This window comes from Marinobacter sp. KM021 (assembly GCF_050707965.1).
Lineage (GTDB): Bacteria > Pseudomonadota > Gammaproteobacteria > Pseudomonadales > Oleiphilaceae > Marinobacter > Marinobacter shengliensis.
Map to the genome: position 1 here is coordinate 972,060 of NZ_CP136129.1, position 26,641 is coordinate 998,700.

Sequence of the window (26,641 nt, forward strand, 5' to 3'; positions counted from 1 at the left end):
CATGATCGGGATCTCATCTGTGAGATTCCGATCTTTGTTTTTAAAGGACTCATTGAAGTTTCAGGAGATTGAAGTACAATTCTGTTACGGTTTGTTACGGTGTGTAGCAAAGGATGCTGGCAGTACAGTGCAGTGTGAACCGCACAAGGAGTCGACGTGGCCCACGTCAGGTTGTTCAGACACTATATTCACCTACCTTTTGTCATCCTTGGCCTGATTGATCTGGTCGTGATGGGCTTTGCCTTTGGTTTGGCGGTGTTCTTCCGCTTTTTTGGTGAAGTCGGCTTCTTCCTTGAACATCTGTATTTTGTCTTGCCCTCCATCATTACGTTTGCCCTGTTTAACCTGCTGGTTATGATTGCCTTGGGTGTGCATCAGTCCCGGGTGGAAGAGGGCATGTCCGGCATGATGCTAAGAACCATCATGGCGATGATTCTGGCTATCCCGGTTCACGGTTTCGCTTACTTCATCGCGGATGACTGGCTTTGGTATCTGGGCAGTTTCGGCCTGCTCACCTCCGCCACAGTTCTGGCCATTTTCTCGCTGGGCATAGTGCGCGTGCTGTTTTTTGCCCTGGTTGGCAAAGAGGCTTTCAAGCGCCGGGTATTGGTTCTTGGCGCAGGGCACCGGGCCAGGCAACTACTGGAAGATCTCACCACCCCATTCAACCGCAAGGGGTTCACGCTTGATGGCTTTGTCCCACTCCCGGACGAACCCATCGAAGTGGGTGATCAGCACCTGATCAACCTGCCCACATCATTACACGACTACGTATTGCGCCATCCCGTTCGGGAGATCGTGGTAGCTGTAGATGACCGCCGGCGCGGCTTGCCGATGGAAGACCTTCTGGAATGCAAAATGGAAGGTGTCAGTATTATTGACGGTGCCAATTTCTATGAGCGGGAATCGCGGAAAGTGGCCCTGGAAATGATCAGTCACGGTTGGCTGGTCTTTTCGGATGGTTTCTCAGTGTCGTCCGTTTACGGTGCGGGCAAGCGAACGCTCGATATTCTCGCGGCAGGCACACTGCTGCTGGCGACGTTTCCCATCATGATCCTCACCGCACTTGCCATCAAACTGGAAGACGGCTTCAAAGCGCCGGTGATATACAGCCAGGAGCGGGTGGGGCTTAACAATAAAGTCTTTAAGGTTCATAAGTTCCGTTCGATGATCACCGATGCCGAAAAGGACGGAGCCGTCTGGGCAAAAAAGAACGATACCCGGGTAACTCGCGTTGGCGAGTTTATCCGGAAAGTCAGGATCGATGAGCTGCCACAAATCTTTAACGTTCTTAACGGCACCATGGCGTTTGTAGGGCCAAGGCCGGAACGCCCGGTATTCGTGGCGCAGTTAGCAGAGAAGATTCCGTTTTATTCGGAACGCCACCGGGTAAAGCCGGGCCTGACTGGCTGGGCACAGCTATGCTTTGCCTACGCAGACAACGAAGAAGACACCCGGGAAAAGCTTCGTTACGACCTTTATTACATCAAGAATCAGAGTTTGCTTCTTGATCTGTTGGTTATAATTCAGACAGTAGAAGTGGTATTGTTCAAAAAAGGATCAAGGTAGTTTCGGGAGTAAGCTGTTCCCGAAACATGGAATGCAGCACGGACCTCACAAGAGAGGGTATACGATGTCACGGAAGTATCTCACCCAAGGGCTGTTTGTGTCCTTCATGGCGGTAGCTTTGGCAACAGGTTGTGCAGGGCCGTCCGCATCTTCTCCTGACAAGATTCAGCGAGCACTCGCACTGGATACCCGCGACAGTGTGGACCAGTACATACTCGGTGCGACAGACGTTGTCCGGGTATCTGTGTGGCGCAACGAGGACTTGAGCATCTCCGTGCCGGTACGCCCGGACGGCAAGATATCCGTACCGCTGGTTGGCGATGTTCAGGCCAGTGGTAGAACGCCTGAAGAACTTGCCGGCTCAATCCGGGCATCCCTGGCCGAGTACATACGCGAACCGCAGGTAAGCGTGGTGGTGACCTCCATGGGCAGCCATGAGTTCACTGACCGGGTGCGTGTGACTGGCGCTGTGCGCCAGCCTGTGTCTATTCCCCATCGCAGTGGCATGACGGTGCTGGACATGTTTCTCAATGCTGGCGGTGCCAACGAGTTCGCTGCCCTCAACAAGTCCATGCTTTACCGCAAGGTGGGCAACGAGGTAGTCGCCATCCCTGTGAAACTGGACGACATCCTGCGCAAGGGGCAGGTTGAAACCAATTACTCCATGCGCCCGGGCGACATCCTGACCATCCCGGAACGCAGTTTCTGACAGACGTTGTCTGAACCATTGGTCTCGAATCGAGTGTAGTTATGGCATTACCGTTATCGCAGTTACCGCAAGAGATTATTCGCGAAGTGCGCCAGCGCAAGGGCCTGGCGTTCTTGTTGTTTGTGGTTGTCAGTTTTGCGGTGCTGGGTGCCGGGTTTATATGGCCTTACAAGTACCAGGCAGACACCATTATCTTCGTGGATGACCGGAATATTATTGCGCCCTTGATGGAAGGGCGTGCGGTTACCACCAAGATTAATGATCGAACATCGGCGGCCCGAGAGCTTCTGATGAGCCGAACGTTGATTGAGCGGGTGGCCTCAGACCCGGAGATTTACCGTAACGCTCCCATGGACCCGGATGCTTTGGAAGGGCGCATCGCCAAAATCCGAAGTGGGCTATCGGTGCGCCCCCGGGGCGATAGCTACTTCAGTATTGGCTTTTCCTCGACTTCCCAGATGGAAGCCTTCCGTGTAGCCCAAAAGCTGGGCCAGGTGTTCATAGAAGAGACCAAAGACCGGAAGCGGTCAGAAAGCCGCAACGCCTACGACTTCATCGACAAGCAGGTGAAAAGCTACGAGAGGCAGCTGGCCCAGGCCGAAAATCGCCTGAAACAGTTCCTCTCTGAAAACACCGACGGCACGGAGCAGGAGGCAAACTCCAGAATGGCCCAGCTGCGCAACCAGCTGGAGTTGGCTCAGCTAGAGAAGGAAGAGCTGAGAACCCGTATTGCTTCTTTGCAGGGACAACTCAACAACATCCGGCCGACCATTCGCCAGGGCAGAACCGAGGATGCTTTCCGGGAGCGGATTCGGACACTGGAAGAGCGATTGGATGCCTTGAGGCTGCAATACCACGACACCTATCCGGACATCGTTATCACCCAGGAACAGCTGGCCGAACTCAAACGCCAACGGGATCTGGCTGCGGCACAGCAAGGCGGTACCACATCCCTCGATGGCGAAGAGGCTGTAAACCCGCTCTATCAGGAACTCAGCGCTGCACTCTCCAAAACCCGGGCCGACATGGCGACCATTGATACCCGTATCAACTCCTTACAGCGCCTTATGGAGCAGCAGACTCAGCGGATGGAGCGCATACAGGCCAATAAAGCTCAGTACTCGGAACTCACCCGAGACATGGAAGTAAACCGCGAAATCTATGACGACCTGCTCAAACGCAGGGAAAAAGCGCGGGTGTCCATGCATCTTGATATAGAAGGGCAGGGCCTGAATTACCGAATTAACGAAGCGGCACAGTTCCCCAGAACGCCTTCTGGCCCCCAGTTTTCCATGTTCGCCATGGCCGGGCTTTTCCTTGGGTTGGCAGCGCCTTTTGGGGCGGTTGCCGGATTGCTCCAGGTCGATCCCCGAATTCGTGCCCGTAAGCAGCTTGAAGACGGCATCGGGTTACCGGTGCTGATCGAAATACCGGAAGTGCGCACCCCCTTTGAGAAACGCCGGGACCGGCGGGTCACCATGATGGTCGGCATTTTTGTCGTGTTAACTGCAGCGGTGTATATCACCATCGTTGTGCTCGCCCAACTGGGAGTGATCTGATGCCAGAACAACGAAATGATCAGCCCGAACTGGATCCAACAGAGCAACGCTCTGGACAATCAGAGGAGCAAGGCGCTCGCAGTGCGGATGAGCAGTCTTTCTGGTTGAAGCGCAAAGAACGTCTCAAGCAAGAACTCGGACACTTTGACGAAGACGACTCGAGGATGCTGGTACCCAGTTCCCTTGAACTTGGGCCGGGCGCTGTAGACAAATACGTCATAAGCAAGCAGATTGTGCGGATGCAGGAGCCCAGGCGGCTGACACCTGATGACCTGGACGAACGCCGCATTATCTATCCTGAATCCCGCAACCGTACTCTCGTTAACCGGTTTCGGGACCTGCGGACCAAGCTTCTCGAGCTTTCTGGCGGCAACAATTTCACCCTGGTGGTGAGCGGAGCCTCCTCTGGGGCCGGATCTTCCTTCGTTGCGCTCAACCTGGCCGCAGCCTTTGCCTTTGACCAGGCGAAAACCGCGCTGATCATTGACTGCAACCTCCGGGAGCCGTCCCTGCACACCACTCTGGATGTGTTGCCAGAAACGGGCCTGACAGACTTCCTGGATGACCCAGACTATGACATCGCCAGAATCCTTTACCCAACGGGTATCCCGAGGCTGAGACTGATCCCGGCTGGCAGCCGCCGTGAAACGCCGTCGGAATTCTTTACATCGTTCCGAATGAAGCAGTTCCTACAAGCCGTTCGTCGCCGCTACCCAGATCGCTTCATTGTTTTGGATACTGCGCCCATTTCTGAATCACCTGACGCTAGGATTCTGACCGAATTGTGTGACTACGCCATGCTGGTGGTTCCTCACGGCAAGATCACAGCAACTACCGCTGAGCATGCTGCCACGGCTTTCAACCCGGATAAATTTGTGGGAGCGGTGATCAATGGATAGCAAGCAGGGCGCAGGGATGCCCCACAGCAGAATACTGGCGATCGGGTTTTTGCTGGTATGTTCCGGTACTGCAACCACCGCCCAAGGTAACTCTGAGATTACCGGGGGCCTGGACACCCGTTTCACCGATAATGCCCGCAAAACCAGTAGCGGCGAAACCAGCGATATGGAAACGCGGGCCTACATCAGAGCTGGCTATCGCACTGACCCCGGCCGCTGTAATGCAGACTTTACCGGTACTCTGGGCTATTCCCTGTGGCACGACAACTCCTTTGATGACGAAGCCTTTGGTGAGATGGACTTCACCGGTGATTGCGAACTGGCGAACCGTTTTTACTGGGATGTCAGCAACAACCTACGTGAAGTGAACCAGGACGCGACCCAGAGCAACATCCCTGACAACCGAACTCGCAAAAACGTATTCAGCACCGGCCCCCGTTACCTTTTGCGCGTGAACGATACCAACTGGCTGAACTTGTCGGCCCGATATGAAAACGTCGAGTTCAGTGAGCCAGAAGAATCGGACAGCGAACGCTACATCGGCTCTGTGGCGTGGAACCACATCGTAAGCCAGACACTGACTGCAGGCGTGAGCACCTCATACAGCCGTACCGAGTACGACACCGATGCGGAGGTTGATGTAAAGAGCGCCAGACTGACGTTTTCCAACGTGTGGGCCACCACAAGATTGTCCGGTGCCATTGGGGTGAGCGAAATAGAAACCCGCTTTGGTTCAACCACCCAAAGCAGCGACGGCCTGATCGGCGAGTTGGACCTCACACGCACCATTACCCCAAGCCTGGATTGGTACCTGCGCGGTGCCCGGGAGCTAACCGACCGCACCTCCAGCTTTGACATCCGATTTGGCGAGTTCGAGTTCAACCTGCGTGACAGCATCTCGGTTGAAACTACCACGCTCTCTACCGGTATTAACCAGCGCTATTCAGACCGGTCATCCCTGACTGTTGATGTGTATGCCAGCCAGGCGGATTATCTGGAGTCACCGGAGCGTGAGGACAAGTCCGGGCTTAATGCGCGCTATTCAAGGCCTCTGACGGAATTGGCCAGTGGTTACGCCGGCATCGGCTATGACTACACCAAGTTCCAGAGCGACCAGGCAGATGACCGCACACTCAGGCTGGAAGCCGGTACCGAGTACCAGGCAACCCGGGACTTCAACCTGGTGGCGAAAGTCGGGCACGAAAGAAAAGTAAGTGATGTACCTACCCGGGAGTACGACGAGAACTGGGTGTTGGTTGGGGTGGAGTACCGGTTCCGGTAAACGGCACAGGATGTGTTTGAGGTAATGGCCATGACAGAGCAAATCAGGAACGCACTGACGATCGATGTGGAAGATTACTTCCAGGTGGCTGCGTTGGCAGAGGCCGTTAAATATGATGACTGGTCCAGCATGGAATATCGTGTAGAAGCCAACACCGATCGTATCCTCGGTTTATTTGAGACGGCCGGTATAAAGGCAACCTTTTTCACACTGGGCTGGGTTGCCGAACGATCACCAAATCTGGTCAAGCGCATAGCCGACGCCGGCCATGAAGTGGCCAGTCATGGTTACAGCCATCAACTGATTTACAACCAGACACCTGAAGTGTTCCAGGAAGAAACCATTCGCTCCAAAGCCATTCTGGAAGACATCCTCGGTGAACCGATAACCGGCTATCGCGCAGCCAGCTACTCCATAACCAACCAATCACGGTGGGCCCTGGATATTCTGGCCGAGCAGGGATTTACCTGGGATTCGTCCATCTTCCCGGTGCACCATGACCGTTACGGCATGCCGGGCACCCCGCGATGGCCGCATCGGCTTATGACAGACAAAGGCTACGAGCTGGCCGAGTTTCCCCTTAGTACGCTCAAGTTGCCCGGATACACCTTACCGATCGCCGGCGGAGGTTACTTCCGTTTGTTCCCTTACTGGTTCAGCAAATTCGGCCTGGGCTCTATCAATCGGCAGGGTAAGCCTTTCGTGTTTTATCTGCATCCCTGGGAGGTGGACCCAGGACAGCCCCGTCTTGATGTGAAATGGTTCTCCAGATTCCGGCACTACAACAACCTGGATGTGTGCGAACAGCGATTGGCGAAACTGATCCGGCACTTCAGATTCACAACCATGAGCAACGTTCTGAAAGACCAGGGCGTTCTGGACACCCAAACCAAGCCATCGGAAGCCTTCCAAACGGTAGGTGCCGCATGATGGAGTTTGTGTTCTGGGCGTCTTTTGCACTGCTGTTCTACATCTATTTTGGTTACCCGTTGGCGGTGAAAGCTCTGGCGATGCTCAAGCCCACTCCAATAGCGGCTAACGACGATTATTTACCAAAGGTGTCGATTCTGATTGCTGCTTACAACGAGGCGAAGGATATCGAGGCCACGCTCAGGAACAAGCTGGCTTTGGATTACCCGCCGGAAAAACTGGAAGTTCTGGTGATATCCGACGAATCCGAAGACGGCACCGATCGCATTGTGGAAGAGGTTGCTGCAGCCGCCGACATACCGATTCGTCTATTCCGCCAGATACCTAGGCAAGGCAAGACCGCAGGGCTGAATACACTTGTACCGAAAGCTAATGGCGACATCCTGCTGTTCTCCGACGCGAACTCCCAATGGGACACCCAGGCAGTCCGAAAGCTGTGCCGCAACTTTGCGGACCCTCAGGTGGGGTATGTAACAGGCAAGATGGTCTACGTACACGCCGACGGTTCCATGGTGGGGGACGGCTGCAGCGCTTACATGAGATACGAAAACTGGCTGCGCGATCAGGAAACCCGCATTGGTTCCATCGTTGGGGTTGATGGTGGAATTGATGCGATGCGAAAGGAGCTCTATCAACCGTTAGGAGCTGACCAGTTACCGGATTTTGTTCAACCTCTGAAAGTGGTGGACGAGGGCTACCGCGTTGTTTATGAGCCAGAGGCACTGCTGAAGGAAGAAGCCCTGAGCGATGGCGGTAGCGAATTCAGCATGCGGGTGCGGGTGAGCCTGCGGGCGCTATGGGCGTTGAAAGATATGAAGCACCTTATGAATCCGGCAGGAGACCCAATCTTCGCCTGGCAACTTATATCGCACAAACTGCTTCGCTACGCCGCATTTGCTCCGATGGTAACCCTTGCGCTTGCGGCCATTTATCTGGCGCCCGTAAAAGGGTTCTATGCATTGGCAGCAACAGGTTATGCACTTTTTCTGTATCTCGCATGGTCGGGTCATAAGAAAGAAAAAGAGGGCCAAGCGCTTTCTACCCTTTATGCGTTGCCGTACTACTTCATGTTGTTAAACCTCGCTTCTCTCCAGGCGTTTGTTGCGTTTTCTAAAGGGGAGAAGAAGGTGATTTGGAATCCGAGGAAGGGGTGAGGTGAGTCTAAAGGTTTTACACCTCATCGACAGCGGCGGGCTCTATGGTGCTGAGCGGATGCTACTGACGTTGGTTGAGGCGCAGCAGTCGCAAGGCCTTGATCCCATGATTCTAAGTGCGGGTGAGCCGGGTATAGAGTCCAAGGGCATCGAAAAAGAGGCAGACCGCTTGGGGCTTCCAATAACAGTTTGGCGAATGAAACCTGGGTTGAATAGGTCTGAAACTCGCAGGATTTGTGAGTGGGCTGATGAATGGGGCGCAGATATCATCCATTCCCATGGGTACAAGTTTAATATTCTTTTGGGATTGTTTGGACGCTTTAACAAAACGGTTCCGGTTGTCACCACATTACACGGATATGTACATGCGCCCCGATTCACTCGCATGTGGGCTTATGAACTTCTTGACCGGCTCGCTCTGTGGCGAATGAGCGCCGTGGTGCTGGTGGGTGAAGCAATGAAAAGAGAGCTTCCCTTAATTCTTCGACAATCGACGCGAATTGCCATTATCAGGAACGGGCTGAAGGTTGAGGACATCTTACGTAAGTCAAAGGATTCCCTACCTACAGAAATCAATGAATTTGTCCGTGATCACGAACCAGTAATTCTAGGGGTGGGGCGCCTCTCTCCGGAAAAAGGGTTTACCAATCTCGTCTTGTCGTTTCGCGAATTTAAAGACAAGTTTCCACGGGCAGGTTTGTTGATCGCAGGAGAGGGATTTCTCAGAGATACCTTAGAGCGGGATATTTCCAATAATAAGTTGGAAAAAGATGTCTTACTGCCGGGCTATTATCCAAATATCCCGGCGTTGATGGCGAGATCCAAAGTATTGGTTATTTCTTCGACGACCGAGGGGCTCCCTATCACGCTGCTTGAAGCTATGGCGCTTCAACTTCCTATTGTTTCGACCTGTGTAGGGGAGATTCCTAGAGTTCTTGAAAATGGTGCCAACGGAATTCTGGTAAACGGTAGTGAAAGAGAAATTGCGGGAGCTATGGAATCTGTACTGGAGGATGCCTTGGCAGCTCGTAAGAGGTCCGAGCGCGGAAGGCAGAAAGTGCTACATGAGCTTTCATCGCAATCGATGGCGGATCAATACGAGAAAGTTTACCGGAGAGCTTTGGCATCATGAAATTGTGGTACCTCCTGAGGTACGGGCTAGCAAGGCTGACCTTTATCCTTCTGCGACTGCCCGTTTCCAGGTTTGAGAAAGAGGTGTCGGGTATCTGGAGTTCGAACCCAGCTGACAGGCAGCGGCTATTGGATGCCATTCTCTTGAAAGTCAAGCCACGGGGAGCAGATGGACATGTCGTTAGTAGCATCGAAGAGGTATCCAAGCAAAAGCCTTTGACGAAGGGCACTTTTCGGGAGGCTGCTAATTCTGGTCAGAACAAGAGTGCTGGTTTCTCTCGTCATACCGCGGGTACGACGGGAGAACCGACGAGTATTGTCTTGTCCCGCGAGGAGTTGGCACGAATGCTGGCTGTTCGTGCATATTGTTATCGGAAGCATGGTTTGCGTCTGGGACAACGAGAAGCCCGAATTTGGGGGAGGGCTGCTAATACCTTCGGTGCGAAGGTGCGGGACTTACTATTAAACCGACAGGTCTTCTATCCAGCGGAGGGCGATGTAGAGGCTACCGTTGCAAGGCTTGTCAGTTGGAGGCCAGAGTATGTTTATGGATACACTTCGCTTATTTTGGAGGCTGCCCAAGTCATAAAAAATAAGGGACTCAAACCTACTGGTATTAAAGCAGTGGTTTGCACTGCAGAGGCCATTTTGCCAGCCCAGAAGCGATATATCAGCGAAGCGTTCAGAGCGCCGGTTATTGAGGAGTACGGATCAACAGAATTCGACATTATCGCATTCGAGTGTGCCGGCGGACACATGCATCTGGTTAATCCATGGCTTTGGGTTGAGTCAGAAAATGGCGAGGTTATGGTCACAGATGTTTTCCGCAAATCCCAAAGTCTGGTTCGTTATCAGTTGGGTGATAGCTTAACGGTGCTGGATACTGGCTGTGAGCTTCTTGGCGATACTAAGACCATTGATGAGCTGCGCGGACGGACTGCACAGCAATTCGCGTATCTGACTGTTGATCACAAGTTTCATGCGGTCGTCTTCGGTCGGGCTCTGGATGCGTACATGAATGCCTTCAACGAATGTTTCAAGTTTACTGTTTCGCAATCTGAACTAGGATCTTTTCAGCTCTTTGTGTCGATCGAGCCTTCGCGTGGAGCAGACCATTTAAAGGAATGGGTGAATTTGGAGTTGAGATCGCAGTTGAATGTTCAGCAAAACCTAATCATGACGGTTGTCGTTGGAGAAGCCTTTATGCGGAAAGGGAAACACACCTATTTTTTCTTGGATATGGACTTCAATGACTGTGGAAAATAAGACATTAAGAATCTCAGCAGTGGGGGACATTTCGCTAGGTGATCACCCGGTCTGTGTCGGGCATGGAATGCGCAGCGCGTTTTCTAAGAGTGGATTCGAGATTGTAGAGGGGATTTCTAAATGCTTCGAAAGCGCAGATCTCGTGCTTGCCAACCTGGAAACAGTTACTTCTGATTTGGGGTTACGACCACTTAGCTTGGCTTCCTTTGAAATGAGAGGGAATCCTTCACACCTTCAGTTTCTGCGACAGGCCGGTATCGATGTTCTATGTGTTGCAAACAATCACTCTATGCAGCATGGAGAGGCCGCCTTCTGGGATACCGTATCTAATGTTCGAAAGGCCGGTATGGATGTGATTGGCCTTGAATCTGGAAGCGGCCCCAATATCCATGTAATTTCTCATGGCGGAATAGAAAGTCACATTTTCAATATTTCGTTAAGGCCTGAGGAATGGGCCGACCGAAATACTGCGCTCCCATATAGTAAAAGAGAAGGCCACGCGGATCTGATTGCAGAGGTCGAGAAATTGAGAGCTGCTTGTCCGGGCTTTTTGATTTGCTCGATCCATTGGGGGCTTGAGTTCCTGGATTATCCGGCCCCAAGCCAGGTTGAGTTAGGGCATGCGTTGATCGATTCTGGGGTCGATGTGGTGTTTGGACACCATTCACACGTGGTCCAGCCAGTCGAGAGATACAAAAAGGGTGTGATTTTCTACTCTCTTGGTAACTTCTTATTTGACCTTTGGTCAGAAAGCACAAAACAAACACTTGTGGCAAACGTTGAGTTGGAGGCTGGTCAGGCCCCGTGTGTGAATTGGGTCCCCATTAAGATTGGTGAAGGATTCCGACTTGAAATTGCTGACCAAGCGACTCAAACAGAGGTAAATTCACTGCTGTCTTGGGAACGGTTTGAAACGATGGCAAACAAGCCAACTTCCGATGACGACTATTTCGCAAGATACAGGGTTGAAGAGCTGAGGTTCCGGTACTCCAGCTATCGGTATTTTCTGAGAAATATTCTCAGGTATCCTCCAAATTTTTTGGTTCAGTCCCTGGCGAGAACTGCATATAGAAGACTCACCGGAACTTGACCTGGTTTTCAAGTGAGTCGATCACTGCATGAAGGCGCCTTTCATCATTCGCCCAGTTGTATTTTGACTGAACTGCGCTTACACCGTTTGCGCCAAGGGTTGCACGGGTTTCTGGGGATCTGAGAATTTGAAGCTTTTCGGCGATGTCTCTTACATCGTTGTCTCGGCAGACCAGTCCGGATTTGGTTTCATTAATGATTCTTTCTATGGGCTTGACCTCGGTCGCAAGAACCGGAAGACCAGCGAGCATGTAGTCAAATATTTTATTCGGGATGGTGTGGTTCCAGTGAGGACAAACACGATAAGTGAGAGCTCCAACGTTAGCTTGGGCCATAAGCTGGTCAACCTGCTCATGTTCCAGCCAACCGTGAACTGTAACCGACTGTTCGAGGTTCAGTTCTTTTACAAGGTTAATGAGGTTTTCTCGCTCAGATCCTTTGCCAACGATGTCAATTTTGAGAGAGCTAGGCTCGTTACCCATTTTGACGTAAGCGGAAGCTGCTTTGATAAGAAGGTCGAGACCTCGGAGTTTAGTCAGGAATCCGACGTAGACCAAACGAAGGTTTCTTCCTTGGTGTTGATGTGCGGTTCCTGAAAACTTTGTGGCGGGTGGAGTATTGCTGACAATCGTTACCTTTCCAGGATCGATGCCTTTGTTAAGAACCCTATCCTGGGACTCTTCAATCATTACAAGTGTATGGTCAACCTTGGGTAGCACTTTAGATTCGTAACGAGCTGCCATTGAGGGGCTCTTAGCCAATGTCTCGAGATTCAAGCCCTTACTGAACATTCGCGCAGAAGCATACATATAGGGATAAACCTCTGCCATGTCCAAAACTACTTTCACGTTCCTCGATTTTGCGACACTTAGTGCAGTTTTAACCAGTGGAAGGTCTCGAACGATGATCACAGGGTTCTCAGATCCTGAGATGGCTGCATTAAGTGTGCGGATCCAGAAAGGGTTAAACCATATCGGTACATTCGCAAGTTTCCGAACTAGCGAATTAGCGGCACCTATCACGGGGAGCCTGATGATCGGCAGGCCGTCACTCTCTGCTACAGGACTGTTGCCGGAAAGGTTGCGAGCAACGATAGTAACATTATGGCCACGGTCCCTGAGGCTCTTGGCAATTTTTTCGATCCTCACGTCCCATGGGTAGTCTTCCTTGTACAGAACAAATATATCCATTTTTGATCCCTGCAGAATTTTCTTTTAAATCAGGCCTTATCGGAATTAATTATAAGGTATTGAGCTCAAAGGGTTGAACAAACTAACGAAAATGAGCGTTGTGTAGAGTACGCAGTCGCAAAATCTGAGACAATAGTTATTATAAATATAGACACCTACAGCGTTTATAGTTGCTTGAGGTCTGGTGGAGATGTTGTACGAGCGGAGCAAGTGTGGGTGACTCGTCTGCATGGATATTTGGCGATCGTTTCGAGCGTAGCCGGGGGAGATCAAAATGAATAATTCGCTAGCATCTTTAATCTCGAAAGGACGGGCAATTAGCGGGGCAAGCTTTATGATGGCAGCTAGCTTGGCAGCCATCACAACTTCGGTAATGGCAGCCCCGACACTTTCAGGGATCGATACAGGCACCGCCAGTGAGCTTCGTTCTGGAAACTCAATAACGATAACCGGTTCGGGTTTTGGACGGAAAGAGCAAGGCGCTCCAGTTCTTTTCGATCATACGGACGTAACCTGGGAAAATGGAGTCGCCAATAAGCACCAATCTACGTTCAACGACATGACGCTAGTAAAACGAGTGAATGTCGATCCAAATACAATTTGGACGAAACCTTCACTGCCGGAGGAGCACAGCACGGGCATACTGGTAACCAATTCCAGGCCGACAAGGGATGGTAATCCCGGTTCACACTATTATGGTAAGGGTAATGTAAACTTTTTGGGGTGGCCGAAAGCCAGTGGAGGGGAGAATACCAACTTTGAATCAACAAAGATGTATTCTGCTTTTTGGATAAAGTTGCCTTACGACCTTACTAACTATTATGCGATTCCCGCGGAGAGGAAACCATCCGCCTTTGCTACAGGTGGACGTGAAAGTTACGGCGAGTCCATTAAGATTGAGGGAGTGGATGGTCTAGGAAGGGTTATAGCATATGAAGACATCGGTTCGCTCGCTAATGGCTGGTTATTCATTGAACCACCTAGAGGCGTCTCAATAAGAGATCTAACTGGCAAGCGGATTGTAGGGCTTGAGTCTGGCGCTGAGGTTGTTTTTCCTGAGTCATCCTCATTGGGGAAATTCGACCAGTATGGGTTTCTGTCGCCAAGAGGGAAGTATGCCCGGTTCTGGTCGGACCCAACTGGAAGGGGTTATCGCTTTTCGCTTGCGAATTTAGGTTTGGCGGGAACAGGGTCATCGATATGGGCAAACAGCTTTGGCGGCCTCTCTCCTGAGCCAGGAAACTGGAATCTATTTGAAATTGAGATCGACTTGGGGGCGAGTCCGAGTCTGACGGCATGGCTAAATGGGCGAGTGTATTTAGCGAGTGATAGCGACTGGGCTGAAGCGTTAAAAAATTCTGATGTTGATGATGCCACTGGATTGACAATTGCGCTTTTAGGGATGGACGATTTTATGCCAGTGCCGTTCACTGTGGAATTAGATGATATTTATCTTGATAAAACCCTTCATCGAGTGCTTTTTTGCAATCGTTCGACAGTTGAAGAAATCAGAGGAAAAGGTGCTCACTGTGAGATCCAGCGTCCGGTTGCCTGGGACGATAGGAGAATTTCGGTTGAGGTAAATCTGGGAGCGCTCAGTCAAGATAAAGATAGTGTCTACCTCTACGTTTTTGATGCTAATGGAAATGTTAATTCAAGAGGGTGGGAGTTGAATAAGGTTAACGCGCCTTTGCCACCTCAGGATTTTCAAGCTCAGTGATGGTGTTTTTTCAAGGAAGGTTTGATGTTGTCATTGTCAGGAGTAGTAAAAGCTGTCGGTCCATATGGGGGGTATAAACTCGCCTCAACACTCACCCAACGTTACCCCCGAATTTTAATGTATCATCGATTTTCAGTTGAGGGAACGAACGGTGCAATAAGCAAGAGAGTTCTGGAGAGACAGTTTGCATATTTAAAAGATCATTTTGAGGTTCTTTCACTTACCGAGGCGCTTAATCGATGTTCGCCAAGCCGGTCTCGAAGTGGTCGCTCCAAACCTATCGTTACTATAACTATTGACGATGGATATAGGGACTTTTATGAGATTTGTTTTCCATTACTGAAGAAGTATCGATTTCCGGCGACATTTTACGTTGCGACGGATTTTGTCGGCGATGGGATTTGGTTGTGGCATGATAAGTTAAAATGGATAATTGAAAATAGCGTCGATATTTCAGAGCCCTTATCAATAGGGGGTGTCGAATATAGCCCTGAATATTGGCGTGAAAATAAAGAGAAACTATGGTTTGAACTTGTCAGCGCCATGCTAAAGATCCCTGGCCAAGACATTAACGATCTTCTAGAGAGAATTTCTTTCCTTACCAACGTTCAGCCACCGAAATCGCCCATTGAGCAGTATAGATCTGTTTCCTGGTCTGAGTTGCGCGAGATGCAGAACAACGGAGTATCGGTCGGTGGTCATACGAAAGATCACTTTAGCCTTGGGCATCTTTCTGAGGGAGGTGTTAGAGATCAGGTAATCGGATGTCGCGATCATTTGTCTCATGAACTTGGCGACCTAGGTCGTCATTTTTGCTTTCCGAATGGGCAGCCGAGCGACATCACAGATTTCTCTAAAATGGAAGTAAAGAACGCGGGATTCGAGTCAGCTGTAGCTGCATACTATGATAGACGGGGCATAAGTGATAGATTTTCGATGTCTAGGCATGGGGTTGGAGAAAACTGGTTTGAGTTTCTTAAAACCGTTTGGGGAATAGATCGACTAGGGGCTTTACTTTTAGATCGGGATAGTAAGTTTGACTGGGGAAATATATGACCTCAACAGTAAACCTGCTCGGGTTGATCCAAGGTTGGAAATTCCAGGAAAAAAAGGGGTCAGCGTTTTACAATCTGTTTCATCAACTTCGCTTTCAAGGAAATATGAGTGAGGTCGTTGATTTTGAACTTCCATTCTTGGTTAGAAAAGCATGTTTTCTGAAAAATATTTCAGCCAGTAAAGATATATGGAAGATCAAGGACCAGTTAGATGTATATCGATATAAAATTGCTAGCAAATATGCAATAAATGCAGTTGAAGAGGTTTGTGAAGATTACAATTCAGTTATACAGATAGGTTCGAACTATTCAATCAGTGACTCTGAAAGTGTCAGGAAGAGAGATGTTCCTCTTTTCTCATTTCATGATAACAATCTGTCGAGTTATGCCAAGTCTATTCCTTTAGCGCTCAGGCCAAAGGAAGTAGTCAGCCGGGCTTATGATTTCGAAAAAGGCGTCTATGATTCGCTAACCAGAGTTTTTACGATGAGCAAAACTCTTCGAAAATCATTTATAGAGGATTTTCAGTTGCCCGAGGAAAAGGTGGTGTATGCCGGCTTTGGCAGCATTTTTCCAGTAAGGGACGTTTCTAAAAAGAGTTACGATACAAGAAATATACTGTTCGTTGCTAGTCATTCGTTTAAAGCAAAGGGTGGTCAGGATCTAGTTAAAGCTTTTAAAATTGCTCGAAAAAGTTATCCAAGCCTCACATTAACGTTAGTCGGTAAAGATTGGGGCATTAACGAGCCAGGGGTTTCCTGTTATGGATTTTTGGATAAAAGAAACCCGATTGACCTAGAAATTTATCAAAAATGTTTCGAGGACGCGTCGATTTTCGTGCTTCCTTCATATAACGAAGCATTTGGAGAGGTTTTTATCGAGGCTATGTCATATGGAATACCCTGCATTGGAACAAGTTGTGGCGTGATGCCCGAAATCATAGAAGGCAATAATGCAGGTTATGTAGTAAATAGAGGTGATATAGAATCACTTGGTCGCTTAATTTGCGATCTTTTAAGTTCTGAAAATGAACTAAAACGTCTTGGAGCTTCCGGCGCTCGTGCGGTGCAGTCTGAATATCAGTGGTCTACGGTTATTCGGCGAATATGCTCTGAAGTGGCTGCATTTATTTGACTCTAATTAGATAAAAATTGGAACCATTTGACCAATCATTTGGGATCAGGTGTGGTATGGAAACTGATATCGTAGTGTCGATTATTACTCCTTCATATAATCGGTTAGATTTAATTCCTGAAACAGTAAACTCTGTTTTGTCTCAGAATTACAAATTTTTTGAGTATATTATTGTTGATGATGGTTCAACAGATGGAACCTTAGATTGGCTTAGAAGAGTCAAGGATCCTAGGGTCAAGGTTTTGGTTCATGAGGAATTTAAAAATTTAGGTCAAGCAGCTTCGATAAATAAAGGCATATCGAATGCTTCCGGAAAATATGTAGTTATATTGGATAGTGATGACTTGCTGGCGCCAAACATACTCGCTGAACATGCTCGGTTTCTGAACGATAATCGTGATGTTGGAATGGTGTATGGGCAGGGGTATGCTATTGATGCAGAGGGAAGAGTTCTATACTCTTTATTTGCTCCCGATCATTATGAGGATGGTGACCCTAATCGGCTTCTCCTTGATTGCTATATAGTTTCGCCCGGATTGTGCATGTTTCGTAAGAATATTATTGAAAAGGTAGGCTCGCTCGAGGAGTCCTTTAGAGCTGCGCAAGATCATGACTTCGCGTTACGTATAGCAGAATGTTCCTTAATAGCGTATTCCGGCATTCCATCTTTTTATTATAGAAAACATGACGGAGCTATCAGTGTAAACGGGCTAGAAACACGTTGGAATAATGGCTTAAGAATCTTGTCCAGAGCGGTGGGACGTTATCCCTATAAGAAGACAACGGTTCGGAAACGACGAGCAGTTTTAGAGTATCGGTTGGGTAAAGTATATTGGTATAATGACCGGAAAGGCTTAGCGGCTAATCATTTTTTTAAGGCCGGATTCCTCGATCCGATTAGGGCGATGAGGGTAATTTTAGGACTCGAGAGGAATACTTGAGGAGCCTTAATGGATCACGATCAGAAGACTGTGCAAGTTCTTTATGTTATCGATAGTTTTAAAAATCCCCAAGCCGGGACTGAGGGGCAGCTGTATCAGCTCGTCCAAGGATTAGATCGAAGTCGAGTATCCCCACACCTCTTGGTGTTCCAAGAATCCACTTATTTAAAGGAAAGTGGGTTTCCTTGTAACTATACAATCTTGGGGAGTAGTGGACTAAGAAACCTGTCTACTTGGTTTAGGCTTTGGAGAGAGGCAAAGCGGTTTCGTAAGGCCGGCGTAAACGTTGTTCATGCGTTTTTTATCGACCCTTCAATTATGTGTCCGATAATATTCAGATTACAGGGGATTCGCGTTATTATATCTCGTCGTGATATGGGGTATTGGTATACGAAAAATTACCTTTATCTGTTGCGATTTAGCGGTCGCTTTGTGTCCTCTGTAATTGCCAACAGCGAAGCGGTTAAGCGCGTTGTATGCAGAAATGAAGGGATTCCTGAGAATCTGATAAGTGTTATTTATAATGGGTATAAAGCAGACCTTGAAAAAGCCTCAGTTCCTGATGAGATTCTTCTTATCCGCAAGGAATACCCCGATGGTGTTTTTGGAGTTATTGTAGCAAATATTCGGCCAATCAAAAGAATCACTGATGCTATTGTGGCTTTGGCCAAAGTCGTTGAACAAGGCGGTAATATGCATCTTGTCGTGATTGGCGACGGTGACGACAGTGAGTTGGCCTTACGCGCTAAAGATCTGGATGTGCACAAACGCATTCATTTTCTGGGTCGTCGTTCCGATGTCTCGGGTTGTCTGCCAGCTTTTGATATTGGATTGCTATGCTCTGATTCTGAGGGGTTCTCTAACTCTATTGTGGAGTACATGCGGGCGGGTCTGCCTGTCGTTTGTAGTTCGGTCGGTGGGAATCCAGAAGCAATAGAGCACGGGGTGTCCGGTTATCTCTATAATGTGGGTAATACCACAATGCTAGCTGGCTACCTTGGGCAGCTTGTTTCTGATGCGAATCTGCGAAAGCAGATGGGATCGGCGGCTTTGGTATCATCCGAAGTCCGGTTTAGCAGTGAAGTAATGGTGGAGCAGCACCAAGATTTATACGGTGTATCATGATCTCGATTAAGAGCCGTTTTGATAGATCATTGTCTGATAAGAACTCTGACTCGTTAATTAGTAGCTTCACTTTTTGCTTTTTTCTTTATTTTGTAATCGACTTTTTTGTGAGATTTTCTGCACGTATTCCCGCCTATGGCGTGATTCGCCCGACCCTAATTGCGGTGTTGATTCTCCTGCTACTACTATTTAGCCAGCGACAGAAATTCAAGCATAAAATGGTTGATCCAGTTTTTAAAAGCTTCTTTGTCTTGGCTGGATACATTGTCATCTCTCTTCCGTTGGTCGAGTGGCCCGGTAGCGTTATCAGAGCCAATCTTGATCCTTTTGTAAAGGCATCGGTATTTCTTTTCTTTGTCGCGTTACTTGTTGATACGGAAAAGCGACTTAAGATATTTTTGCTTGTATTTGTTGGATGCCAGGTTTTTAGGGTTTTAGAGCCTTTGTATTTGAATGTTACTACTGGTTATTGGGGAAGTTCAACCTATCTTAGCTCTAAAGAGTTTGCGAGCAGGCTAGCTGGTGCACCAGCTGATGTTATAAATCCTAACGAACTTGGATTCGTCATCGCCACTGCAGTTCCGTTTCTTCATTACCTCCTCTGGCCGCTTAATTGGAAGGCTAAAGCTGTTTACTTGTCAATAATGCCATTGTTACTCTATGCGCTCATATTAACGATGTCGAGGGGCGGATTTATTGCGCTCCTTGTTGTAGCAATTTTTGTTTTTAAAGAATCGAAAAAGAAGGTCAGGTTAATAGCCGTTGGTGTTCTTGCCGCCTTTCTTGCATTTTCTGTTATGACTCCAGTTCAGAAGGAGCGTTATCTCTCCTTAATTGATCGAGACGCCGAGGGCGGAGCATCTGCAGAGGGACGTATCAAAGGGATGGTCCAAGAATTTGAGTTAGGTATGACTCGGCCAATCGTTGGCCATGGGTTGGGTACGACACCTGAAGCGAAAGTACACAAACTCGGCGCAAGGCAGGCAAGTCACAACCTATATGCAGAAGTTCTTATAGAACTCGGAATTGTTGGTTTTTTTATCTTTATGACCTTTCTAAGTAGAGTTATAAAAAAACTTTTCGTTGTTCGATCGATGTTCTCACAGGTGAGGGAAGGTGCAGACGATTTCTATACACGTTTAAATAAAGCCCTAATAACTCTGTTCTGGATGTATGCTGTTTATAGTATTAATTATTGGGGTCTTTCACAATATTATTGGTATTTGTTTGCTGGTCTTGTAATAGCGTTTTCTAACCTCGCCCTGAAGAACGGCCATATGGAAAATGAATCGGAATTTTGTGTTTCCGATATTAATAACGAACCCAGGTTTCGACTTGCAGATAAGGTTAGGAAGCGAGAATTTTAATTTCTCCAATTTTTCAAGGCGTGTATATGGACGTATTGATGACTGCTTTGCAGCCCGGAGGAGGAATTAAAACCTTCTTTCGGTATATATATGGAAATGAGGTCTTTGATCATTGCACTTTTACTTTGTTTGCGCCTGACCATGGGCTTTCGGAGTATCTCGACAATTCGTTAGGCGAATCGCGCATTCGAGTTATCAATTCGCCAGAAAGGTCTCATCTTTTCGTTAAGGAATTGAGGAAGGTGCTGGGGAAGCGACGTTACGATCTTGTTCACTCACATGGTTTTGGCGCGGGGTTGCTGACTGAGCTTTCAATGACTGGCCTCAAACAACAGCACCTGATGACTGCTCACGATGTCTTTCAGGCATCACAGTTTGGAGGTGTTGCTGGGTCCGTAAAGAAGATCTTTATGGCACTGCTTTTTAAACGGATGAATGCGATCCATACCGTTACGAACGATGCGACAGATAATTTCCATTCATTTTTTCCGAGTGTCCCTGAAAGGTGTCTCCATCCGATCTTGCACGGAGTGGACACGGACTATTTTTCCAGTGGGTCCGGAGTGGACCTCAGGGCTGATTTGGAGCTGGAAGCGGATCTTCCGCTGGTAGGGTTCTTCGGTCGGTTTATGGGTCAGAAGGGCTTCAGAACTTTGGTTGACGCGATCGAACAGCTTAAATTGACCGGGTTTGGACGTCTGCCAAAAGTTCTTACATTCGGCTGGGGGGGGTATATCCGAGAGGATTATCAATACCTCGAGGCTAAGGGGCTTTCTGAGCAGTTCATTCAGATGCCCGGTACCGACAACATGCCGGCCATGATAAAAGCAGTCGATATGGTTGTGATGCCGTCCCGTTGGGAAGCTTGTGGCTTATTGGCAATGGAGGTACTTTCGGCCGGTGTTCCCTTGCTATCTACGGATTGCATCGGTCTGCGAGAGGTGGTTGCGGGCTCGCCCACCCGGATTTTTTCACCTGGTAGCGCTGAAGGGCTCGCAGCCGCGATAAAAGCGGAGATTGCGGACCCGAGCAGAGACCGCTTTCTGGATTATCAGCCAATTGCAGTAGAGCGTTTTCATATTGGTCGCCCTGCTGCTGAGTTACGGGCGCTCTACGACGAGCTGGTTGGCCAAACTCTATGATTCGTACCTTGCTTGTGAACACTGGCTCCAACGTTCTGGTCATGTTCGTAAAGCTGGTCATTACTTTCATTATGACCCCCGTATTTGTCCACAATCTGGGCAAGTACGATTACGGTCTGTGGGAGATGATTGGTGCGGTTATCGGCTATATGGGCATACTTGATCTTGGCCTTCGCCCCGCTATCAGCCGTTATGCCGCCAGGCACCTGGCGGAGAAGGATGAAACCGCGCTTCAGTCTGTCTACATGTCGGCGCTCGCCTTCATGGCACTGGTTGGGGTTCTGCTCTTCGTGTTCTTTTTCTCGTGGGGATATTGGTTTGGCGGTTCGCTGGCGCCGGAGGGTGAGGCCCATCAGAAGTACACGTTGTTTCTGATTATTATTGGCGCCTACCTGCTGATTTCCTTTCCGGGGTACGTGGCAGAAAGCTACCTTGAAGGCTTCCAGAAGTATTATCTGAAAAACAACATTACCATTGTGAACTCGGTGGTTGGCTCGGTACTTTTGTATAGCCTGATTACACCGGAAAACGGATTGGTGCTTTTGGCGGGTATTAATGCCATTGGTCTTACGGTGAAGTATCTGCTGTTTATGTGGATTCTTTCGCGCCCAGCCTACGGTGCCATTCGCGCTCAGTTGGGTATGTTTTCCTGGGTAAGGTTGCGGGAGCTTATCGTATTCGGGTTCAAGTCTTTTGTTCAGGGAATAGCAACCCGTGTTGAGAATGCGACGGACGTTCTGGTTATCGGCTTGATTCTGGGGCCGGCCATGGTGCCGTTTTACAGCATACCGGCAAACCTCACGCAACATATTCGCGGGCTCGGCTGGACGTTAACTCACGCTTTCATGCCCCTGTTCAGTGGGTTAAGTGCCAAAGCGGAGGATGCGATGATCCGGCGGGTATTCCTGGTGTCATCGCGCTATGTGGTTAGTATCTTGATGGCCATGGGTACAGGCGCATTGTTATTGGGGGTTCCCTTTATCAATGTTTGGCTGGGGCCGGAGTTTGGCGAGAAGGCCAAGTACCTTATTGTTTTTCTGGTGATTTTTACCATTCTTCCGTTTATCAATCCGTTTGCTAGCCGCTATCTCACGGCCATAAACAAGCATGGTATTTTTGCCAGACTTACACCCATCGCTGCCATTATGAATATCGGGCTCAGCCTGGTTCTGGTGCATCCATTTGGTCTGGAAGGCGTGGCTTTTGCCTCAGTGGTACCGGGGCTGATCTTTGTACCTTTGTATCTTCGCTATACCTGTAAACATTTGGAGCTCCCAGTTTGGGAATATCTCCGTGTGTCTGTGCTGCCTGCATTTGTACCTGCCGGGATTATGGCATTGATTCTGTTGGGTGTAGGGGAGTATCTGATCTACGATTCCTACGCTGACATTGTTGCCGGTGCACTTCTGAGTAGTCTTGCCTGGCTAGTGGCGTTTTGGTTACTGGTGTTAAACAGGGAAGAGCGAACCTATCTGGGTGTTAGGATTGCTCGCATGGCGGGAAGGAAATAAGGGATGTGTGGTTTTGCCGGATTTGTCAGCAAGGAAAGTGCTGTTGAGCCTGAGCAGGTACTCTCTGGTATGGGGCGGGCTATTGCGCATCGGGGGCCCGATGATGCAGGCCTCTGGCACCACCTCGACCTGGGTGCGGGTCTTGTCCACCGCCGTTTATCGATTCAGGATCTATCCCCCGCTGGCGCCCAGCCAATGGCCTCAGCCAGTGGGCGATATGTCATCGCGTTCAATGGCGAGGTATACAACTTCAGGCAGCTTCACTCGGAACTCGTCAAGCTGGGCTGCCAGTTCCGTGGTCACTCAGACACTGAAGTCATGCTGCATGCTATTGAGCAGTGGGGGTTGGTGCCCAGTTTGGCCAGGTTCTCAGGCATGTTTGCGTTTGCTCTGATTGATCTGCAAGAGAGAACGTTAGTACTTGCACGGGATCGCATGGGCGAAAAGCCCCTTTATTACGGTTATCAGGGCACCGTTCTGTTGTTCGGCTCGGAGTTGAAGGCGCTGCGCGCTCATCCGGCCTGGCAAGGTGGTGTGGACCAACAGGCGTTGGCGTTGTTGTTGCGCCATAACGTCATTCCAGCCCCCTGGAGCATTCACAAAGGTATTTTCAAGTTACCTCCTGCCTCAATGGTGACTTTCCAGCTGAACGCGGGGCACAGCAACCCTTTGCCGGAGCCCGAACGGTACTGGAGACTGGAAGAGTGTTTTGTTGAGAGCCCCCCGGGCAGCTTTGACGACGCCAGTCATCAGTTGGAGTCTCTCCTTGGCGATGTAGTTGAAGATCAGATGGTGTCGGATGTGCCGTTGGGCGCCTTCTTGTCTGGCGGCATTGATTCTTCAACGGTTGTGGCGCTGATGCAGGCAAGGGCAACGCAGCGGGTTAAAACGTTCAGTATCGGGTTTGATGAGGCCGGTTTTAATGAGGCGGAACACGCCGCCGAAGTGGCTCGCCATCTGGGTACCGAGCATACTGAGTTGTACGTTACTCCGAACGATGCACTGGGCCTGGTGCCCAGGCTGCCTGAACTTTACGATGAGCCGTTTGCAGACTCCTCCCAGCTGCCAACTTACCTGGTCAGCGAGATGACACGGAAGCACGTTACGGTGGCTTTGTCCGGAGACGGCGGAGATGAGCTTTTCTGTGGTTATACCCGCTACCCTTCGGTGCTGTCCCGGTGGCAAGGTCGCAACAGTCTCTCCGGCCTTGGAAGGCGAGCTGCGGCCGCCTTGCCGGAATCTCTGTCAGCAGCGGCTATTCGGGCACTTGTTCCCGCTCAACGTGGTCGCTCCGGGCTTGCGATACGCCATCGCCTGAAGGCGGAGCGGGCGTTGGCCCGGTCATCAAGTGTATCCGAGTTCTATCGCCAGTCCGTCTCATTCTGGGCGGAGCCGGAATGTTTCCGACAGGCAGTTCGCGAGCCTACCTATGGATTAACCCGGCCTTTACCTCCCGGGGTTCCGGAAGAGAGTCTGAAAACCCTCATGTGGCGGGATCTTAACTGGTACCTGCCGGATGACATTCTGGTGAAGGTCGACCGGGCCGCGATGGCCTGCAGCCTGGAAACGCGGATTCCCATGCTGGACCCGAAAGTGGTGGCCTTCGCGCTCTCGCTACCGTTGGACTATAACCTGAAAGGCGGGGTAGGAAAGCAGGTGCTTCGCAGTGTGCTGTTCCGGCACGTGCCCCGGGAGCTGGTGGATCGTCCAAAGCAGGGTTTTGCAGTGCCGGTCGGGCACTGGTTGCGTGGCCCACTGAGGCCCTGGGCGGAGTCGCTGCTTGCACCGTCCGTGTTTGGCAAGCAAGAGCTGCTTGATGAGTCTGTTGTAAACGCTTATTGGCAAGAGCACTTGCGGGGAAGGGAAGATTATTCTGCAGAGCTCTGGGGCATCCTGATGTTCCTGGCCTGGTTGGAGCACACTGGTGGCTGAAATCACACCCTACAACGATGAACTGCACCGGACACAGATTCTGGACCTGTTCTCGGATGTCGCTTTCAAGGGCGACATCTGGAGGTACCAGTTTGTTGAGAACCCCGGCGTCGTTAACCGGGGTTTTGATCCAGTCGTCGCTGTTGATCAGGGGCGGGTGATCGGGTTCAACGGGGTCGTGCCCGTGTCCATTACCTGGAGGGGCCAACCTATAGACGCCATGTGGAGTTGTGACTTCAAGGTTCGTTCAGATTATCGGGGCAAAGGCGTAGGTCGGCTGATTAAGGAAGATTTGGCGAAGAAGTCCTCGGTGCTGATGTCCTTCGGCATTAGCCCCGTGGCAGCGATTGTGTTGGAACGCATGGGGTGGCGTGCGAGCCACGACGTGCATTTCCTCAAACGGATATGCAGGCCCCGATCATTCAGGGACGTTGCTTTGATGGTCTATCAGTTTCTTGGCCGGCTTGGCGCGTCTACCGTGCCCAAATCCGGGCATGAATCCCGTGTTCGTGATGAACTCCCCGCACCAGCGGAAGTGGATGGCCTCTGGCAACGGAGTATGGGCGGTTACGATAAAACCGTGGTCCGGGATTGGCGCTACCTGGATTGGCGATACCAGAAACACCCGCTTGCGGAATACAAGTTTATTGAAATTCTCACCCCGGAGGGGCAGCTTGCGGCTATCGGTGTTGTTCGGGTTGACCAGCAACAGGCTCGCCTGGTGGATTACCTTGGGCCAGCCAAGGCGCTGCCACTCAAGTATTTTCTGGTGAAAACCATGTTATCGACCTGGCCCGACCTGGCCGCCTATTCGGCTATGACCTCTGATGCAGAATTCAAGCAGGCGATGAGGTCTCTGGGTTTCTATCAAGGGCGCGAACAGCCGCGTTTCTTTGTCTGGGCTTCACCGCAAATGTCTGATGGCTCGAATCCTGGCCCGTGCAACCAGGGCTGGTTCATTATGGGCGGCGACTCTGATGGAGAATTGCTGCAGTCGGCCCGGGAATCCTGGAATCATCAAATTACAAACAGGGACGACGTTTGATGTCGGCAAATACTCCGTTGATCAGCATTATTACACCAACGTACAACCGGGCGGACTTTATCGCTGAGGCGGTTGAAAGCGTGCTCGCCCAGACCTATCCCCATTTCGAGTTTCTGATTGTGGATGATGGTTCTACCGATCATACCGACAACGTGCTTGGACCTTATCTCAACGATGAGCGCATAAAGCTGTTCCGGCAGGAAAACCAGGGCCAGAGCGTGGCACGGAATTTGGCTCTGGATGAGGCAAAAGGCGAGTTCATCTGCTTTCTGGATTCAGACAACTTTTGGCCGGCGGACAAGCTGGAACAGCAAGTTCGGATTTTTGAACAATACCCGACTACCGATGTTCTGTACGGCGATAATGTGATTATCAATGAAGCCGGTGAGGAACTGAGCCGGAACAACATGGCCCGGTACTCCGGCCGCATTGCCCCCCAGATGGTCAAGGATAATTGTGTGGCCATGAACACAACCATGGCGCGCCGCCAGTGCTTTGATGAATTGGGTGGAATGAGTGGCAAACGCCGGGTGGCCGATGATTACGATCTTTGGCTCAGGTTTTCCGCAAAGTATGAGTTTCGTTATGAGCCGGAGTACTGGGCCTGGTACCGGGTGATGGAGGACCAGATTTCTTCCGATAAAACGCGAAGGTTTCAGGTAAATGAGCAGATCATTCATGACTTCAGGAGGGATTTTCCTGATGCCATGAGTACCCGGGAGTTCAATCAGGGCTTCGCTCATTTCTATATCAGGAAGGGCCGTTATCTGGGAAGTAATGGGCAGAAGCGGGATGGGGTGAGGGAGTTGCTGAAGGCGGTGAAATACTCGCCGGCAGAGTTGAATGTGTGGCGCGCGTTTGCCGCTGTGCTACTGAAATAACAACGTAGAT

General features: G+C 50.0%; 22 protein-coding genes. 21 read left to right on the forward strand and 1 reads right to left on the reverse strand.

All coding sequences use genetic code 11. From position 1 onward, the window contains the following. Nucleotides 1-156: 156 nt before the first annotated feature. The 10 genes from RVM24_RS04595 to RVM24_RS04640 all read left to right on the forward strand — a co-directional run bounded on the left by RVM24_RS04595 (nt 157) and on the right by RVM24_RS04640 (nt 11,589). Nucleotides 157-1,569, forward strand: a complete 1,413-nt coding sequence (locus RVM24_RS04595; RefSeq protein WP_431475020.1) for a TIGR03013 family XrtA/PEP-CTERM system glycosyltransferase — start codon at nt 157-159, stop codon at nt 1,567-1,569. A 64-nt stretch (nt 1,570-1,633) separates the two neighbouring features. Next, entirely contained in the window at nt 1,634-2,278 is a 645-nt protein-coding gene (locus RVM24_RS04600) for an XrtA/PEP-CTERM system exopolysaccharide export protein (protein WP_138436308.1), read from the forward strand. Between the two features lie 41 nt (nt 2,279-2,319). Continuing rightward, nucleotides 2,320-3,837, forward strand: coding sequence for an XrtA system polysaccharide chain length determinant (locus RVM24_RS04605; protein WP_061331064.1), 1,518 nt, complete (start codon nt 2,320-2,322; stop codon nt 3,835-3,837). Continuing rightward, entirely contained in the window at nt 3,837-4,736 is a 900-nt protein-coding gene (locus RVM24_RS04610; protein WP_244178307.1) for a polysaccharide biosynthesis protein, read from the forward strand. The genes RVM24_RS04605 and RVM24_RS04610 overlap by 1 nt, the downstream gene beginning before the upstream one ends. Further along, nucleotides 4,729-6,018 (forward strand): outer membrane beta-barrel protein, encoded by a 1,290-nt coding sequence (locus RVM24_RS04615; RefSeq protein WP_374812795.1) that lies wholly within the window; start codon nt 4,729-4,731, stop codon nt 6,016-6,018. The genes RVM24_RS04610 and RVM24_RS04615 overlap by 8 nt, the downstream gene beginning before the upstream one ends. Nucleotides 6,019-6,048: 30 nt before the next feature. Then, a complete protein-coding gene (locus RVM24_RS04620) occupies nt 6,049-6,948 on the forward strand; it encodes an XrtA system polysaccharide deacetylase (protein ID WP_374812797.1) in 900 nt (299 codons plus the stop codon). Then, the gene (locus tag RVM24_RS04625) at nt 6,945-8,102 is read left to right on the forward strand and encodes a glycosyltransferase family 2 protein (RefSeq protein ID WP_061331066.1); all 1,158 of its coding nucleotides are present in this window, start codon (nt 6,945-6,947) and stop codon (nt 8,100-8,102) included. Before RVM24_RS04620 ends, RVM24_RS04625 begins: the two co-directional genes overlap by 4 nt. A 1-nt stretch (nt 8,103) precedes the next feature. Continuing rightward, nucleotides 8,104-9,234 (forward strand): glycosyltransferase, encoded by a 1,131-nt coding sequence (locus RVM24_RS04630; RefSeq protein WP_227510072.1) that lies wholly within the window; start codon nt 8,104-8,106, stop codon nt 9,232-9,234. Beyond that, entirely contained in the window at nt 9,231-10,499 is a 1,269-nt protein-coding gene (locus RVM24_RS04635; protein WP_061331067.1) for a CoF synthetase, read from the forward strand. Before RVM24_RS04630 ends, RVM24_RS04635 begins: the two co-directional genes overlap by 4 nt. Continuing rightward, nucleotides 10,483-11,589, forward strand: a complete 1,107-nt coding sequence (locus RVM24_RS04640) for a CapA family protein (protein ID WP_061331068.1) — start codon at nt 10,483-10,485, stop codon at nt 11,587-11,589. The genes RVM24_RS04635 and RVM24_RS04640 overlap by 17 nt, the downstream gene beginning before the upstream one ends. On the opposite strand, the gene RVM24_RS04645 is transcribed toward RVM24_RS04640, so the two are convergent. Further along, nucleotides 11,576-12,778, reverse strand: a complete 1,203-nt coding sequence (locus RVM24_RS04645; RefSeq protein WP_061331069.1) for a glycosyltransferase family 4 protein — start codon at nt 12,776-12,778, stop codon at nt 11,576-11,578. The two genes, RVM24_RS04640 and RVM24_RS04645, sit on opposite strands and share 14 nt — an antisense overlap. A gap of 274 nt (nt 12,779-13,052) precedes the next feature. Here RVM24_RS04645 and RVM24_RS04650 point away from each other — a divergent pair, with 274 nt between their 5' ends. The 11 genes from RVM24_RS04650 to RVM24_RS04700 are packed head-to-tail and all read left to right on the forward strand — an operon-like array spanning nt 13,053 to nt 26,631. Then, entirely contained in the window at nt 13,053-14,498 is a 1,446-nt protein-coding gene (locus RVM24_RS04650; protein ID WP_156471714.1) for a hypothetical protein, read from the forward strand. Between the two features lie 24 nt (nt 14,499-14,522). Continuing rightward, nucleotides 14,523-15,554, forward strand: coding sequence for a polysaccharide deacetylase family protein (locus RVM24_RS04655; RefSeq protein WP_061331071.1), 1,032 nt, complete (start codon nt 14,523-14,525; stop codon nt 15,552-15,554). Then, nucleotides 15,551-16,687, forward strand: a complete 1,137-nt coding sequence (locus RVM24_RS04660) for a glycosyltransferase family 4 protein (protein WP_061331072.1) — start codon at nt 15,551-15,553, stop codon at nt 16,685-16,687. The genes RVM24_RS04655 and RVM24_RS04660 overlap by 4 nt, the downstream gene beginning before the upstream one ends. A 56-nt stretch (nt 16,688-16,743) precedes the next feature. Next, entirely contained in the window at nt 16,744-17,628 is an 885-nt protein-coding gene (locus RVM24_RS04665; RefSeq protein ID WP_138436304.1) for a glycosyltransferase, read from the forward strand. A gap of 9 nt (nt 17,629-17,637) precedes the next feature. Then, a complete protein-coding gene (locus RVM24_RS04670; RefSeq protein WP_061331074.1) occupies nt 17,638-18,753 on the forward strand; it encodes a glycosyltransferase in 1,116 nt (371 codons plus the stop codon). Beyond that, nucleotides 18,750-20,120, forward strand: a complete 1,371-nt coding sequence (locus tag RVM24_RS04675) for an O-antigen ligase family protein (RefSeq protein WP_061331075.1) — start codon at nt 18,750-18,752, stop codon at nt 20,118-20,120. The genes RVM24_RS04670 and RVM24_RS04675 overlap by 4 nt, the downstream gene beginning before the upstream one ends. A 26-nt stretch (nt 20,121-20,146) precedes the next feature. Then, entirely contained in the window at nt 20,147-21,262 is a 1,116-nt protein-coding gene (locus tag RVM24_RS04680; protein WP_061331076.1) for a glycosyltransferase family 4 protein, read from the forward strand. Then, nucleotides 21,259-22,773 carry an oligosaccharide flippase family protein gene (locus RVM24_RS04685; RefSeq protein ID WP_061331077.1) on the forward strand — a complete coding sequence of 505 codons (1,515 nt, stop codon included), beginning with the start codon at nt 21,259-21,261 and terminating at the stop codon, nt 22,771-22,773. Before RVM24_RS04680 ends, RVM24_RS04685 begins: the two co-directional genes overlap by 4 nt. Nucleotides 22,774-22,776: 3 nt before the next feature. Next, nucleotides 22,777-24,705: an asparagine synthase (glutamine-hydrolyzing) gene (asnB, locus tag RVM24_RS04690; protein WP_061331078.1), complete on the forward strand. Its 1,929-nt coding sequence runs from the start codon at nt 22,777-22,779 to the stop codon at nt 24,703-24,705. Continuing rightward, nucleotides 24,698-25,750 (forward strand): hypothetical protein, encoded by a 1,053-nt coding sequence (locus tag RVM24_RS04695; protein ID WP_431475021.1) that lies wholly within the window; start codon nt 24,698-24,700, stop codon nt 25,748-25,750. The genes asnB and RVM24_RS04695 overlap by 8 nt, the downstream gene beginning before the upstream one ends. Further along, complete coding sequence (locus tag RVM24_RS04700; RefSeq protein WP_431475022.1) at nt 25,750-26,631, forward strand: glycosyltransferase family 2 protein; 882 nt, start codon at nt 25,750-25,752, stop codon at nt 26,629-26,631. Before RVM24_RS04695 ends, RVM24_RS04700 begins: the two co-directional genes overlap by 1 nt. The last annotated feature ends 10 nt before the right edge of the window (nt 26,632-26,641 follow it).

Bases quoted from the DNA above. Each gene is read 5' to 3' on its own strand.
- RVM24_RS04685 (WP_061331077.1), top strand. From the start codon at position 21,259: ATGATTCGTACCTTGCTTGTGAACACTGGCTCCAACGTTCTGGTCATG.
- asnB (WP_061331078.1), top strand. From the start codon at position 22,777: ATGTGTGGTTTTGCCGGATTTGTCAGCAAGGAAAGTGCTGTTGAGCCT.
- RVM24_RS04655 (WP_061331071.1), top strand. From the start codon at position 14,523: ATGTTGTCATTGTCAGGAGTAGTAAAAGCTGTCGGTCCATATGGGGGG.
- RVM24_RS04660 (WP_061331072.1), top strand. From the start codon at position 15,551: ATGACCTCAACAGTAAACCTGCTCGGGTTGATCCAAGGTTGGAAATTC.
- RVM24_RS04615 (WP_374812795.1), top strand. From the start codon at position 4,729: ATGGATAGCAAGCAGGGCGCAGGGATGCCCCACAGCAGAATACTGGCG.
- RVM24_RS04610 (WP_244178307.1), top strand. From the start codon at position 3,837: ATGCCAGAACAACGAAATGATCAGCCCGAACTGGATCCAACAGAGCAA.
- RVM24_RS04670 (WP_061331074.1), top strand. From the start codon at position 17,638: ATGGATCACGATCAGAAGACTGTGCAAGTTCTTTATGTTATCGATAGT.
- RVM24_RS04665 (WP_138436304.1), top strand. From the start codon at position 16,744: ATGGAAACTGATATCGTAGTGTCGATTATTACTCCTTCATATAATCGG.
- RVM24_RS04640 (WP_061331068.1), top strand. From the start codon at position 10,483: ATGACTGTGGAAAATAAGACATTAAGAATCTCAGCAGTGGGGGACATT.
- RVM24_RS04645 (WP_061331069.1), bottom strand. From the start codon at position 12,778: ATGGATATATTTGTTCTGTACAAGGAAGACTACCCATGGGACGTGAGG.
- RVM24_RS04680 (WP_061331076.1), top strand. From the start codon at position 20,147: ATGGACGTATTGATGACTGCTTTGCAGCCCGGAGGAGGAATTAAAACC.
- RVM24_RS04620 (WP_374812797.1), top strand. From the start codon at position 6,049: ATGACAGAGCAAATCAGGAACGCACTGACGATCGATGTGGAAGATTAC.
- RVM24_RS04675 (WP_061331075.1), top strand. From the start codon at position 18,750: ATGATCTCGATTAAGAGCCGTTTTGATAGATCATTGTCTGATAAGAAC.
- RVM24_RS04600 (WP_138436308.1), top strand. From the start codon at position 1,634: ATGTCACGGAAGTATCTCACCCAAGGGCTGTTTGTGTCCTTCATGGCG.
- RVM24_RS04625 (WP_061331066.1), top strand. From the start codon at position 6,945: ATGATGGAGTTTGTGTTCTGGGCGTCTTTTGCACTGCTGTTCTACATC.
- RVM24_RS04700 (WP_431475022.1), top strand. From the start codon at position 25,750: ATGTCGGCAAATACTCCGTTGATCAGCATTATTACACCAACGTACAAC.
- RVM24_RS04605 (WP_061331064.1), top strand. From the start codon at position 2,320: ATGGCATTACCGTTATCGCAGTTACCGCAAGAGATTATTCGCGAAGTG.
- RVM24_RS04635 (WP_061331067.1), top strand. From the start codon at position 9,231: ATGAAATTGTGGTACCTCCTGAGGTACGGGCTAGCAAGGCTGACCTTT.
- RVM24_RS04650 (WP_156471714.1), top strand. From the start codon at position 13,053: ATGAATAATTCGCTAGCATCTTTAATCTCGAAAGGACGGGCAATTAGC.